Here is a 14221-nt window from a genome sequence, read left to right on the forward strand (position 1 = left end):
AACATTATGTTTAGGAAATTGATCTAGATCAAGTTTACTCAAGGTCTGGATATATCTTTTTTGACGTAGCTCAAGTATCATTGCATTGCTTCATGATAGATATAAAAAACATGAGGTAACACCTTGACAATATTTAAAAATTCGACTTCAAATTCGTCCTTTTTTTAAGCATCTGTCAGCCTAAACAGGTAAAGACCCGTCTTTACTATATTAAAATAAAAGTAATAAGCCGTGGAAGCATTATGATGAATCATTCCCAGCCTACAGGCGCTGATTACAATTATACCGTTGTTCGCCAATTTGCATTAACCACAGTATTGTGGGGAATTGTTGGTATGGCAGTCGGTGTATTGATTGCGGCCCAGTTAATCTGGCCACAACTAAACTTTGAAACTCCATGGTTAACGTATAGTCGTTTAAGACCGTTACATACTAATGCCGTGATTTTCGCGTTTGGTACTTCAGCCCTTTTCGCAACATCCTACTATATAGTACAACGTACTTGTCAAACCAAACTGTTCGCACCTAAATTAGCTGCATTCACGTTCTGGGGTTGGCAGGCTATTATCATTTCTGCTGCAATAACATTACCAATGGGTTTCACCTCTGGTAAAGAATATGCAGAATTAGAGTGGCCAATTGATATCGCTATTACCGTCGTTTGGGTAACATATGCAATTGTGTTCTTTGGTACCATTATCAAAAGAACAACTTCACATATTTACGTTGCGAACTGGTTCTTTGGTGCTTTCATAATAACGGTTGCAGTACTCCACATTGTTAACTCAATGGCTGTACCTGTGAGCTTATTCAAATCATATTCCATGTATTCTGGCGCTGTTGATGCCATGGTACAGTGGTGGTATGGCCATAACGCTGTTGGATTCTTATTAACAGCAGGCTTCTTAGGTATGATGTATTACTTCGTCCCTAAACAAGCTGGTCGTCCGGTTTATTCTTACCGTTTATCAATCGTTCATTTCTGGGCATTGATTGCGTTATATATCTGGGCAGGTCCACATCACCTTCACTACACAGCATTACCTGATTGGACACAAACGTTAGGTATGGTTATGTCGTTAATTCTATTTGCTCCTTCTTGGGGTGGCATGATTAACGGTATTATGACCTTGTCAGGTGCTTGGCACAAACTACGTACTGACCCTGTATTACGTTTCTTAGTTGTTTCATTGTCTTTCTATGGTATGTCTACCTTTGAAGGCCCGATGATGGCAATTAAAACAGTAAATGCATTATCACATTACACTGATTGGACAGTTGGTCATGTTCATTCTGGTGCTCTTGGTTGGGTTGCTATGGTTTCTATTGGTTCTTTATACCATTTGATCCCTGTGTTATTCGGTCATGGCCGTATGTACAGCACAAACCTAGTTAATGTTCATTTCTGGTTAGCAACAATTGGTACTGTGCTATACATAGTAGCAATGTGGATTTCTGGTGTGATGCAAGGTCTTATGTGGCGCGCAGTTAACTCTGACGGTACATTAACTTATAGCTTTGTAGAAAGTTTAGAAGCGTCATATCCATTCTACTTTGTTCGCTTTATCGGTGGTGTATTCTTCTTATCTGGTATGTTTATCATGGCTTATAACGTGATGCGTACAGTTAACGCACCTAAAGATTCACTTCCAGCATTAGCTGAAGCCAAAGCATAAGGAGCAGAACGATGAAATTTAATCATGAAATAATCGAAAAAAACATCGGTCTGCTTGGTATCTTTACGGTTATCGCAATTAGTTTTGGTGGTCTAGTACAGATCACCCCATTGCTATTCCAAAAAGATACAACTGAACCAGTTGAAGGACTTATTCCGTATACTGCTTTACAGATTGAAGGTCGTGACATTTATGTTCGTGAAGGTTGTTATAACTGTCACAGTCAAATGATCCGTCCTTTACGTGCAGAAACTGAACGTTATGGTCATTATTCTGTAGCTGGTGAATCTGTATGGGATCACCCATTCCAATGGGGTTCTAAGCGAACTGGTCCTGATTTAGCACGTGTTGGTGGACGTTACAGTGATAAATGGCATGAAGTGCATTTAATTAATCCTCGTAATGTTGTTCCTCAATCTAATATGCCTGCCTACCCTTGGTTAGACAGAAATATTCTAGATGGAAAGCTAACAGGTAAAAAAATGCAGATCTTAAGTAATTTCCATCCGGATCATAATATGTATACCGAAGAAGAAATTACTGGTGCAGAAGCCGCTGTTAAAGGTAAAACTGAACTTGAAGCATTAATTGCTTATCTTCAGTCTTTAGGCCATGCGCTAAAATAAGGAGGCAATTATGGATTATGGAACGTTACAAGGCATTCTAACCATTATTGTTATGGTGACATTTGCCGGTATTTTCTATTGGGCTTATAGCTCAAAAAGTAAAGCCAAATTCGATGAAGCTGCAAACTTGATTTTTTCTGATGAAGAGATCTCGGATCAAGCTAAAAACTCAGGAGATAAGAAGTAATGGATATCTTTGGAGATTTTTCGTTATTTTGGAATATTTGGATTATTGTTCCAACTTTATTTGTTATCGCTTGTTGTTTTTTCATTCTCAGAGCATGTTCACAGAACAATACTGGGATTGAAGAAGGCGAATCAATGGGTCATAGCTTTGACGGTATTGAAGAATTAAATAACCCGCTACCTAAGTGGTGGGCTTATATGTTCTATACAAGTATTGTTTTTGGTTTAATTTATTTAGCGCTTTATCCAGGACTTGGTACTTACAAAGGATTGTTTGGTTGGACAAGTTCTAATCAAAGTATCGGTCGTGAAGAAGGTATTAAGCTTGATTCAATTAAAGCAATTGAAACAGCAAAAACTGAAAATCGTCTTTCTCAATACGATCGTGAAGTAGCCAGTGCAGATGAGAAATACGGACCAATTTTTGCGGCTTATTTAGCGACGCCGCTTGAAGATCTTGTTAATGATGAAGAAGCACTAAAAGTAGGTGGACGTTTATTCCTACAAAATTGTGCTCAATGTCATGGCTCAGATGCTCGTGGTAGTATCGGATTCCCTAACCTAACTGATAACAATTGGTTATATGGTGGTGAACTCGCGACAATCAAAACGTCTATTATGAATGGTCGTAATGGTATGATGCCTCCTAAAGGTGGATTGCCGATTGAAGATAGTGAAGTTCGAGGTTTAGCTGAATATGTATTTAAACTTTCAGGTCGTGATCATGACGCTACTTTAGCAGCTCAAGGTCAAGGTTCATTCATGAAGGGCTGTTTTGCTTGTCATGGTATGGATGGTACCGGTAATAAGTTTATGGGCGCACCAAACTTAACTGATGATGCTTGGTTATATGGCGGAAAACGTATACAGGTTATGCAATCAATTTCGAATGGTCGTTCAGGCGTAATGCCTGCGTGGGACGATATCTTAGGTGAAGAGAAAGTTCACGTGATATCAGCTTACGTTTATAGCTTATCAAACAAATAGTTACTTGTTGATAACACAAAAGGCCTCGTTTAAACGAGGCCTTTTTTTTAAGTGTTATTTAAGTCTTTTCAGGTTAAAATAACAGTATAATAATTCTTACTTTTTAGGACTTTTTGTATGTCTGCTCCCCTTCCCTGGTACAAGCATTTTTGGCCTTGGTTCATCGTTGTTTTACTTTTTATTGTCGTACTTAAAAGTATGATTGCCTTGGGTATTGCCATTGATAATGCTGATTCACTTGTGTCAGATGATTATTATAAAGAAGGTAAAGCCATCAACATGGATTTACGCAAAATCAAACAAGCCAAAAATTTAGGCATGCAATACCTTATTGAAGTTGATGATCAAGAATTAGTCATTACTCAACATGGTGGTCCAGAATATCGTGCAGCATTAAGTGTTAGCTTTATCCATCCAACTCAAGAAGAAAAAGATTTTAAAATTAATGCAACAGCAGATGGGAATGGCGCTTACCGAATTGGTTTATCAGAAGCGATTTCTGGCGCTTGGAATGTTCGCTTAGAGAGTTTTGATGCTAGCTGGAGAATTCAGCAACGTATTGAAATAGCAGATGATGTAGAGTATTGGCTAAACTAAATAATGCAGATTTGCTATCACTGTAATGAACCTGTTTTAACAGGTGATGAATTCACTACCATAATAGGTGATCAGGCGCAGCTCATGTGTTGCCCTGGTTGCCAAGCTGTATCTCAAGCAATTATGGATTCTGGCTTAGAAAGCTATTATCAATATCGTAGTGAACCAGGTAGTAGACAGACTGCATTGATTCCTGCTGAGCTTGCACAATATTCCGCTTATGATTTACCTGAAGTGCAACAAGACCTCATATACAGTTTAGATGGTACTAATACTATCTCTGTTTCTATTGAAGGGATTACTTGTGCGGCTTGTGCGTGGTTAATTGAACATAAGCTTAAACAGTTAAACGGAATAATCAGTATTAGCGTTAATTCCACTACTCAGCGAGCTTTGGTCAGCTGGAATGAACAAAGCGTTAAGTTAAGTGAAATTCTTGCTGAAATCAGCAGAATTGGCTATCAAGCCGCACCATTTCAAATCGATGAACAGGAAAAAAAGAGTAAACATGAGAGCCGCAAGTTTCTCTTGCGTCTCGGTCTAGCTGGGTTTGCAACCATGCAAGTGATGATGTTTGCTTTAGCCTTATACTCCGACTATTTCATTTTTGAAGATACCCAAATGCGCGATTACTTTCGCTGGGTAAGCATGACCTTAGCTGCTCCTGTCGTATTCTACTCTGCGCAACCCTTTTATTTTAGTGCAATACGAAGTTTACTAAGCGGTAAGCTCAATATGGACTTGTCGGTCTCTCTTGCGATTGTTGGCGCCTATATTGCTAGCTGTATCGCAACGATAAATGGCAATGGTGAGGTTTACTTTGAATCTGTTTCAATGTTCACCTTCTTCTTATTACTCGGTCGCTACTTTGAACAAAAAGCGAAACAAACGGCATCAGTCAGTTCAAGTAACTTACACAAGTTAGTTCCGTTAACTGCAAACTTAAATATTGACGATGAAATTACTGAAGTACCTGCAAAACGGTTAAAATTAAACGATATTATTTTAATCAAACCAGGCGATGTTGTTGCTGCAGACGGTATTATCTTAAAGGGTAAGTCAGGTCTGAATGAATCGATGCTAACTGGCGAACAAATGCCGCTGATTAAACATAGCGGTGACCTTGTTTTTGCCGGTACCATAAATGTCGACCAACCACTTTCAGTAAAAGTCACCGCGTTAGGTCAAGACCAATTGGTTGCTGAAATTATTCGTTTACAAGAAGTTGCCTCAAACACTAAACCTGCAATTGCAACAATGGTCGATAAATTTGCCCGTTATTTTTCAGCTTCTATTTTAGGTATTGCCGTTGCTACTTATTTTATTTGGTTATTTATCGCTCCTGAGGATGCATTTTGGGTAACATTGTCGGTACTTGTTGCAACATGTCCTTGCGCCCTAGCCCTTGCTACGCCAACCGCTATCACTTGCTCCACTGCCATTTTCACTAAATTAGGCATCATTACCCGAAGAGCGGGTGTATTCGAAAAATTACCACTTATAGAGCACGTTGTATTTGATAAAACAGGTACCCTGACCTGCGGCGCTATATCAATAAATAAAGTTGTCTTAACTGACCAACAGAACAAAGATACCGTTTTAGCTTATGCCGCGGCGTTAGAAACGGGTTCGCTTCACCCTATTGCAAATGCTTTCACACCATTTTTACAACGTAAAATTGTTGCAACCCAAATAGAGCATCATGTTGGCCTTGGTATTTCTGGCTCAATAGACAATCAATCAGTAAAAATAGGTAACGCTGAGTTTATAGGACTTGATGCCAGTCAATGTTCTGGAAAGCTATTATGGCTATCTATGGATGGGATAGTCGTTGCGTGCTTTGAATTACAAGATGCGCTTCGACCTGATAGTTTAACGACGATAAAACAACTTCAAGAAAACGGTATCGAAGTCAGTATTGCCAGTGGTGATAGCGACAGCCATGTTAAAGCTATTGCAAAACAACTTAATGTTGCTAACTGTCATGGAAAACTAAGTCCCAAAGATAAACTAGATTTAATCAATAAATTACAACAAACACAGCATGTGGCTATGTTTGGTGATGGCGTTAATGATGCACCAGTGCTGGCTGGCGCCAATCTATCAGTTGCTATGGGCAGCGGTAGTGCTATCGCAAAAAATAGTGCAGATTTAATTTTATTAGGCGATCAACTAACAAAGTTTAATCAGGCAATTAAAGTATCTAAGTTAACCAACAAAATAATAAAACAAAATTTAATTTGGGCATTTGCTTATAATGCCATCATTCTTCCTCTTGCTGTCACTGGCCATGTTGTGCCTTATATAGCAGCCATTGGAATGTCTATTAGCTCTATCATTGTTGTGTCTAATAGTTTACGCCTCCTTAGGATTAAAGTATGAACATCATCTATGTATTAATTCCAATCGCGATGCTTTTTGTTGCCATTGCTGTAGCTATTTTCTTTTGGGCTGTAAAAAGTGAACAATTTGATGACTTAGACAGACAAAGTGTCTCTATTTTATTTGATGACGAAGTTAAGCCGACTGAAGCTAAGCTATCTGAAGATAGTGATATCAATTCGAGTGTTGAGAAAGAAAATTGATAGAATTTAATGTTTGGGGGGCATTTCTTGTTGGATTAATGGGTGCTGCGCACTGTTTTGGCATGTGCGGTGGGTTGGTCGGTGCATTCGCGACGAACCTCCCGAGTAGTTCTTCAAATAGGTTAGCTAACCAACTTAGTTTTCTATTGAGCTATAATCTTGGTCGTATTGCGAGTTACACCATTGCAGGTGGATTAGCAGGTGCTAGTACCGCAGCTTTAGGTTATATGTTTGATGTAGATAGTTATCTTATTGGCCTGCGTATTTTTGCCGGCGTCATGATGATTGCTACCGGATTGTATATTGCACAACTTTGGTTTGGCATTGTCCATATTGAAAAGATTGGCAAAATACTTTGGCGTTATTTAAAACCCGTAGCAAACAAACTACTGCCGATTAAATATAAGTATCAAGCCGTTTTAGCCGGTATGGTTTGGGGTTGGTTACCTTGTGGCTTAGTCTATAGCACGCTTACCTGGTCAGTTGCTACGGGTGACATGCTAAACGGGGCATTAATTATGCTAGCTTTTGGTTTAGGTACTTTGCCTGCTCTGTTAAGTGCTGGATTAGCCGCGAAAAAATTAGCACATTGGGTTCAAAAAAAGCAAGTTAGACTCATTAGTGGGATCTTCATTGTAGTATTTGGTATACAAACTATATATGTCGCAATCATGCAGCTAAACTAGCTCAACCTTTGTTATTAGTTTAACATGGTAACGTAGTAACTAATTGAGATTATATATGCCTACAGATCTAACGAAACAACTTCGAGCATCTACTGGGGGTTGTGCAATTCATTGTCATGATTGCAGCATGGAATCACTGTGTATTCCGTTCACACTTGATAACAACGAGTTAGATCGACTCGATGATATTATCGAGCGTAAAAAGCCTGTCCAAAAAGGCGACCAAATATTCAAATCTGGTGATCCTCTCAAGTCATTGTTTGCCATTCGTTCAGGTACAATAAAAAGTTATACAATTACTGAACAAGGTGACGAACAAATCACAGGTTTTCACCTGGCTGGTGACGTTATAGGTTTTGATGGCATCCATTCTCAAATTCATCAAAGTTTTGCTCAAGCTTTAGAAACCGCTATGGTTTGCGAAATCCCTTTCGATACCCTTGATACACTCGCCGGTAGCATGCCAAAACTTAGACAACAAATTATGCGCCTTATGAGTAATGAAATCATGAGCGATCAAGAAATGATTTTATTGTTATCAAAAAAGAATGCCGAAGAACGTCTAGCCGCGTTTATCAATAATCTGGCAAATCGTTTTGGCAGTCGTGGATTTTCACCTCACGAGTTCAGACTCACAATGACCCGTGGCGATATCGGTAATTATCTAGGATTAACCGTTGAAACCATTAGTCGATTACTCGGACGTTTCCAAAAATCGGGTTATATCGAGGTAAAAGGTAAATACATTACTATCGTCGATCATGACTCGTTAAGCCAATTAGCTGGAAATGCTCGTATCGCAACCTAATACTTTTATATTTATTAAAATATGATCTAGCTCAACGATTTAGATCATATTTAAAGTGATAGTAAACTAACGAAGTTTAGTTATACAGCTTGGAGGTTTTATGAAGGATTATAAAAATATACTCGTTGTCATCAATCCGATGACAGATCATCAGCCTGCTTTAGCCAGAGCTGTTGAATTAGCGGCCAAGTCTAATGCGTCTATCACTGCATTTCTGACTATTTTCGACTTTTCTTATGAAATGACATCGATATTATCCAGTCATGAACGTGAAGCCATGCGCCAAGGTGTTATTGACCAACGTGAAACTTGGTTAAAAGAAGCCATTAAATCATATAATAAAGCTGGTCTAACTATCACAAGTAAAGTGGTTTGGCATAATCGACCATTTGAAAGCGTTATTAAATATGCCATCGATGAAAATGTAGATCTACTTGTCAAAAGTACTCACGAACATGACAAATTAAAATCGATTATTTTTACCCCTACAGATTGGCACTTACTCCGTAAAGCCCCTATTCCTGTATTGATGGTAAAAGAGCATGATTGGCAAGTTGCAGGGAAAATCGTCTGTGCGATTAATGTCGCATCAGAAGATGATGACCATCAAACCCTAAATACAAAAATCATCGAAAACGCCCTTAGTTTAGCGGCAAAATTCTCTGCTCAAATCCACCTAGTTAACGGTTATCCAGGAACCCCGGTAAACTTAGCTATTGAATTACCTGAGTTTGATGCAGCAAGTTACAATGACACTGTAAGAATGCAGCATGAACAACGTATTCAATATATTGCCAATAGCTTTAACATTCCTTTAGAAAATTGTCATGTGGAAGAAGGTTTACCAGAAGATGTAATCCCTGATTTAGCTGAAAAACTAGATGCTGAATTAGTCGTTCTTGGTACAGTTGGTAGAACAGGTTTTTCTGCAGCATTAATCGGTAATACCGCTGAACATGTTATCGATAGTATCAATTGTGACCTACTAGCGATTAAGCCTGATGGTTATAAATCTCCTCTAGAAGAGTAAAGCTTTACCAACAGCCTGAATGCTGGAATAATATGCGCCCTGAAACGAATGGTTACTGGGCGCTTTTTTATGTCTCAAATGCAACAACAAGATAAATTACAGATAGAACGTCAAAATAAACTTGAAAAGAAGTTACGTCACGAAGTAGGACGTGCCATTGGCGACTATCAAATGATTGAAGAAGGTGACATTGTTATGTGTTGCCTTTCTGGCGGCAAAGATAGCTACGCCATGCTAGATATTCTGCTTACTCTACAAAAACGCGCACCAATTAAATTTGAAATCGTTGCTGTTAACCTAGATCAAAAACAACCTGGTTTCCCAGAAGATATCTTGCCTGCTTATCTAGATACGTTGGATGTGCCGTACCATATCTTAGAAAAAGATACCTATTCAATCGTTAAAGATAAAATACCAGAAGGTAAAACAACCTGTTCTTTATGCTCTCGCCTACGTAGAGGAACCCTATATGGTTTCGCTCAGCGACTTGGGGCAACAAAAATAGCTTTAGGCCATCATCGTGACGACATCATTGAAACATTATTCTTAAATATGTTTTTTGGTGGAAAAATGAAAGCCATGCCACCGAAGTTATTATCAGACGATGGTGCCAATATGGTGATCCGTCCTTTGGCCTATTGTAAAGAGAAAGACATCGCTGAATATGCTGAATTAAAAAAATTCCCAATTATTCCATGTAATCTTTGTGGCTCACAAGAAAACTTAAAACGTGGCGCAGTAAAGGATATGTTAAAGCAGTGGGATGTCGACTTCCCTGGCAGAATAGAATCGATATTTACTGGTATGCAAAATACCTCACCTTCACAAGGTGTCGATCGGAATGCATTCGATTTTATTGCACTTGAACGTAATGCCAATGCACCATTAACGGGTGAAGTAGCGGAATCTAACTTACCTGCATTCGACTTTTTAGATACCAGTAATAATGGTCATATAAATCTCGATGTAGCTACCAGAATTGATGTTGTGAGTACTTATAAGCCATAATCGTTAATATCCGTTAATAACAAAAAAGCCCTCAACAGAGGGCTTTTTTGTTAGTCATTTTTATTTACATCATCAATGTGTGATTAGAGAACATAGGGGCTGATAATGTTAGGTAGAGCTGAAAATGATATTTCACTCAACTCAGCTAACTGTTCATTATCGACTTGCAAGTGTTCTGTGATTATTTGTTGGCGCTGATCGATAGTTACGGTTACTGGGTAATCTGATTCAGCGAAGCTAAACGTTACACCTGATATCGGTTTCCGAAAATATTTCATCGGAAAACCCTGTTGTCCATCTAACAAGGCATCCATATTATCTTTAACGGCAACAATCGTTTCTTGATCATATGATTGCTGTTGTTCTTTCGCTCTAACCTGCATAGCAACACCACATTCAGATGAGTCACCTTTCATGGTTAAATTAATCAAACCACGATCAGATTTTAGCTGTGCATCAAAAGGTAAATACAAACGTTGTTGCTTATTAAACGTCAGCGGATATTCATTTTTCTCAGTGGTAATATTACCGCTAATAATCGTACATTGGTTAGTTTTTGGGACACTGAAAGCGATCTCAACGAGTTGATAATTTGCTTTATTAACTTGTTTTAGTCTCTCGTAAAATCCAGCATAAGGAATTGAAACGGTATCAGCTAAAGAAAAAGAGCTGATGCATAAAGCCATGGTGGAAAAGGTTAATCTATATCGTAATTTCATCTACTACAATCCAGCCAAAAATTTTTTGTTATGTCGTAACATCTCAAGTAACTCATCAATATATGCATGTTTACGTTCAGAATAGTGTAATAAACCATATACCAGCTCTTCGGCTGAAGGTTGTTTGTTTTGAGCTCGTAAATCGGCTCTGATTGAACGAAGTAATCGATACGCAGCATTAGTATTTAAATTTAGCATATAGGCTGCTATAGAATCTTCTGGCGTATCAAAAGCAGCAACTTCGTGATTCAGGCCTGGCTTTCTCGATTTAGGAACAAGTCCACAACCTTTAGAAAAGCACCATTGACCGAAATAATTATTACCTTGCTTAGCAAAACGTGAACTGCCCCAACCCGTTTCATTAGCTGCTTGAATTAGTACCATCTTGGCAGGCACAGTATCCACTCTCTCTAACAGAGGGCTTAAGCTTACTTCATCAAACTTTTTAACAGGATAATTGTATCGTGCAGTTAAATTTTTAAGCTTAAATAATTCAGCTTGGGTGAGTGTTTGTCCGTTCTCAAGGTTATTTAGTAAGCCTTTTAGAAAATTACGTTCTGCGGTAATAATGGCATTTTGGTGTTTTACTGCTGGCGCCATATAATCAAAGAATACTTGTTTTTTCGTTGGTATGTCAGTGATGCTTGAAAAGTCTGGGATCTCTTCAGATGATAAACGATTTTGTTGAATTTCAGGCGTTGTGACTAAAATCTGCTCGATAGTCGGTACCAGCCAAACTCTAATGACAATAATACAAACGATGACCAAGCCTAAGCCAACGGTAAACTTACCAATTCTGCCTGTTTTCAATTAAACCTCTAATTATAATATTTTTGATAATTATACCGAGATTTTCAATGAATAGAAGATTTGTATTTATGGTATTATTTTTAGCATTAAGAATTATTACACTATAATCGGATCTGTTAATCCTATGGATTGATTAGCTTATCCAGTGTTGAATTTATTTCTGAAAGGAATCAAACATGCTTAAACAACATTTAGAAGATTATTCTGATGTAGTGGCATTAGGTGGTGGTCACGGATTAGGCCGAGTACTTGCAGCTTTATCCTTTTTAGGCCCTAAATTAACGGGAATTGTCACAACTACCGATAATGGGGGCTCAACAGGCCGTTTACGTGAAGATGACAATACCATTGCTTGGGGCGATTTAAGGAACTGTCTATCGCATTTAGCCATGCGACCTTCTATTGGTACTATGTTATTCGATCATAGATTTACGGCCGAAAATGAATTAAGCGGTCATAATTTAGGTAACTTAATCCTTCATGCATTGGATCAATTATGTGTAAGGCCGCTTGAAGCAATTAATTTAATTCGATCGCTGCTAAACATCACAACTCGTATCATCCCCATGTCAGAGCAATCAACAAATTTGATAGCAAACAATCATTCAGGAGTGAAAGTCTTCGGAGAAGTGAATGTCGATGATATGGATGAAATGCCAGCATCATTATATCTCCAACCAGCAGTCGAGGCAACTTGTGAGGCGGTTCAAGCCTTAAGCCGAGCAGATGTCATTATCATTGGGCCTGGTAGTTTTATTACTAGTGTCATTCCACCTTTGCTACTGCCTTCTATTGCACATGCGATACAGCATTCTGATGCCCGAATAATATTCATCGATAATCTAACCTGTGAAGCCTCTCCGGCAGGGAAAACCTCATTGGTTGATCGAATTGCTTGGTGTAATCGTCTTATTGGTAAAGCAGCAATAACAGATGTCATTGTGAATGGGGATATAAAAATTATTGGGGAATACGTTAGCTATTTTCCATTGGTGAGTTCGCATCACCCAGGCTTACATAATAAACTCGCATTAGTGAACGCGTTGAATGAAGTATTAACTTCTAAATAAAAAAGGGCCTTAGGCCCTTTCTATTTCTGTTATTTATAAAACTTGTGCAATAGCTTTACAAATTACTGGAATATTTTGTTTTGTCATTCCTGCAACGCTAATACGGCCAGAGCCGACAATGTAAACGCCAAACTCTTCTTTTAATCGAGCGACTTGCGCTTTATTGAGTCCAGAAAAACTAAACATTCCATTTTGACGAGAAATGAAACTGAAATCCTGTGATACACCCTCTTGTTCTAAAGTCTTTACAAACAATACTCTCATTTTCGCAATACGTTGTCGCATAGCAGTTAACTCTTGTTCCCACTCTGTACGTAATGCGTCATCTGACAAAATTGTACTGACGATTAATCCTCCATGTGCAGGTGGATTTGAATAAGTTGCACGAATCGTTTTTTTGATTTGGCTAAAACTTTTGCTTGCCGCCACTTCATTTTCAGCAACAACCGTAACAGCACCGATTCTTTCATTGTATAAACCGAAGTTTTTAGAGAAAGAGTTTGCAATGATAAGTTCAGGTACTTTAGCCGCGACAACTCTAAGTCCTTGTGCATCTTCTTCGATACCTGCACCAAAACCTTGGTAAGCAAAGTCAAATAACGGTACAAGTTGTTTGTCACTGCATAATTGACCAATGATTTCCCATTGAGCTAAAGATAAATCAATTCCTGTCGGGTTATGGCAGCAACCATGCAATAACACCACATCACCCGCTGCTGCTGTATTTAGATCCATAACCATGGCGTCAAAGTCCATCGCGTGAGTTTCGGCTTTGTAATAACCGTACTCTTTAATCTCTAATCCGGCAGTTTGAAATATATTTTGATGATTAGCCCACGTAGGGTTACTTACCCAAAGTGTTTTTGATTCGGTATTTCTAACCAGAAATTCAGCAGCGATGCGTAATGAACCTGTACCACCTGGTGCTTGTGCCGTATAAGCACGATTGTCACTGATGATTGAGCTGTCTTGACCAAATAATAATGTTTGAACAACTTGGTTATAAAGTTCAACACCTTCAATACCCAGGTAGTTTTTTGATTTCTCAGTTTCCAAAAGAATCGCTTCAGCTTTTTTGACAGAAGTTAACACCGGTGTTTGGCCGGCTTCATCTTTATAAATACCGACACCTAAGTTTACTTTTTCAGTGCGAGGATCTTTTTTAAATGCATCTGTTAAACCTAAAATTGGATCTGCTGGCGCTTGAGGGATATGAGAAAATATCATTACATCTTTCCTACTTCTGAAGTGAACAATTTTTTGTATTTATACCACTGTATGGCTTCAGGAAATAGTAACAATTAGAAAAGTGAGTAGAATTACATCACACTTTAAAGAATCAATAATAAAAATATATCTTTTATCAATAATAATCAGAATATATGCGCTAGATTGCTATCTAATTCAATATAGTCTGTTTTTAATTTCAGATA

At 38.3% G+C, this 14221-nt stretch carries 15 protein-coding genes; 12 read left to right on the forward strand and 3 right to left on the reverse strand.

Annotated features, from left to right (window positions below):
* Nucleotides 1-242: 242 nt before the first annotated feature.
* From ccoN to ttcA, 11 genes are all read left to right on the forward strand, one after another.
* Entirely contained in the window at nucleotides 243-1676 is a 1434-nt protein-coding gene (gene ccoN / locus FPK91_RS03045) for a cytochrome-c oxidase, cbb3-type subunit I (protein ID WP_144207833.1), read from the forward strand.
* A gap of 11 nt (nucleotides 1677-1687) precedes the next feature.
* Nucleotides 1688-2302 (forward strand): cytochrome-c oxidase, cbb3-type subunit II, encoded by a 615-nt coding sequence (ccoO, locus tag FPK91_RS03050; RefSeq protein ID WP_144207836.1) that lies wholly within the window; start codon nucleotides 1688-1690, stop codon nucleotides 2300-2302.
* Between the two features lie 10 nt (nucleotides 2303-2312).
* Nucleotides 2313-2489, forward strand: a complete 177-nt coding sequence (locus FPK91_RS03055; RefSeq protein WP_144207839.1) for a cbb3-type cytochrome oxidase subunit 3 — start codon at nucleotides 2313-2315, stop codon at nucleotides 2487-2489.
* Nucleotides 2489-3475 carry a cytochrome-c oxidase, cbb3-type subunit III gene (ccoP, locus tag FPK91_RS03060; protein WP_144207842.1) on the forward strand — a complete coding sequence of 329 codons (987 nt, stop codon included), beginning with the start codon at nucleotides 2489-2491 and terminating at the stop codon, nucleotides 3473-3475. Before FPK91_RS03055 ends, ccoP begins: the two co-directional genes overlap by 1 nt.
* A gap of 117 nt (nucleotides 3476-3592) precedes the next feature.
* The gene (locus tag FPK91_RS03065) at nucleotides 3593-4072 is read left to right on the forward strand and encodes a FixH family protein (RefSeq protein ID WP_144207845.1); all 480 of its coding nucleotides are present in this window, start codon (nucleotides 3593-3595) and stop codon (nucleotides 4070-4072) included.
* 3 nt (nucleotides 4073-4075) lie between these two features.
* Nucleotides 4076-6454: a heavy metal translocating P-type ATPase gene (locus FPK91_RS03070; RefSeq protein ID WP_144207848.1), complete on the forward strand. Its 2379-nt coding sequence runs from the start codon at nucleotides 4076-4078 to the stop codon at nucleotides 6452-6454.
* On the forward strand, nucleotides 6451-6657 hold the full coding sequence (gene ccoS, locus FPK91_RS03075) for a cbb3-type cytochrome oxidase assembly protein CcoS (protein ID WP_144207851.1): 207 nt from the start codon (nucleotides 6451-6453) through the stop codon (nucleotides 6655-6657). The genes FPK91_RS03070 and ccoS overlap by 4 nt, the downstream gene beginning before the upstream one ends.
* Nucleotides 6654-7343, forward strand: coding sequence for a sulfite exporter TauE/SafE family protein (locus FPK91_RS03080; RefSeq protein ID WP_144207853.1), 690 nt, complete (start codon nucleotides 6654-6656; stop codon nucleotides 7341-7343). Before ccoS ends, FPK91_RS03080 begins: the two co-directional genes overlap by 4 nt.
* Nucleotides 7344-7398: 55 nt before the next feature.
* A complete protein-coding gene (gene etrA, locus FPK91_RS03085) occupies nucleotides 7399-8151 on the forward strand; it encodes an electron transport transcriptional regulator EtrA (protein WP_144207856.1) in 753 nt (250 codons plus the stop codon).
* A gap of 100 nt (nucleotides 8152-8251) precedes the next feature.
* Entirely contained in the window at nucleotides 8252-9181 is a 930-nt protein-coding gene (gene uspE, locus FPK91_RS03090; RefSeq protein WP_144207859.1) for a universal stress protein UspE, read from the forward strand.
* A 78-nt stretch (nucleotides 9182-9259) separates the two neighbouring features.
* On the forward strand, nucleotides 9260-10189 hold the full coding sequence (gene ttcA, locus FPK91_RS03095) for a tRNA 2-thiocytidine(32) synthetase TtcA (protein ID WP_144214099.1): 930 nt from the start codon (nucleotides 9260-9262) through the stop codon (nucleotides 10187-10189).
* An 83-nt stretch (nucleotides 10190-10272) separates the two neighbouring features.
* On the opposite strand, the gene FPK91_RS03100 is transcribed toward ttcA, so the two are convergent.
* Together FPK91_RS03100 and FPK91_RS03105 are read right to left on the reverse strand one after the other, a co-directional pair.
* Complete coding sequence (locus FPK91_RS03100; protein WP_144207863.1) at nucleotides 10273-10908, reverse strand: DUF2987 domain-containing protein; 636 nt, start codon at nucleotides 10906-10908, stop codon at nucleotides 10273-10275.
* A 3-nt stretch (nucleotides 10909-10911) separates the two neighbouring features.
* On the reverse strand, nucleotides 10912-11718 hold the full coding sequence (locus tag FPK91_RS03105) for a glucosaminidase domain-containing protein (RefSeq protein WP_144207866.1): 807 nt from the start codon (nucleotides 11716-11718) through the stop codon (nucleotides 10912-10914).
* A 176-nt stretch (nucleotides 11719-11894) separates the two neighbouring features.
* Here FPK91_RS03105 and yvcK point away from each other — a divergent pair, with 176 nt between their 5' ends.
* Nucleotides 11895-12788 carry a uridine diphosphate-N-acetylglucosamine-binding protein YvcK gene (yvcK, locus tag FPK91_RS03110; protein WP_144207869.1) on the forward strand — a complete coding sequence of 298 codons (894 nt, stop codon included), beginning with the start codon at nucleotides 11895-11897 and terminating at the stop codon, nucleotides 12786-12788.
* Between the two features lie 33 nt (nucleotides 12789-12821).
* On the opposite strand, the gene FPK91_RS03115 is transcribed toward yvcK, so the two are convergent.
* The gene (locus FPK91_RS03115; protein ID WP_144207873.1) at nucleotides 12822-14015 is read right to left on the reverse strand and encodes an amino acid aminotransferase; all 1194 of its coding nucleotides are present in this window, start codon (nucleotides 14013-14015) and stop codon (nucleotides 12822-12824) included.
* Nucleotides 14016-14221: the final 206 nt, after the last annotated feature.

The sequence above is a fragment of the Shewanella donghaensis genome (assembly GCF_007567505.1).
In the GTDB taxonomy this organism is placed as follows: Bacteria; Pseudomonadota; Gammaproteobacteria; order Enterobacterales; family Shewanellaceae; genus Shewanella; species Shewanella donghaensis.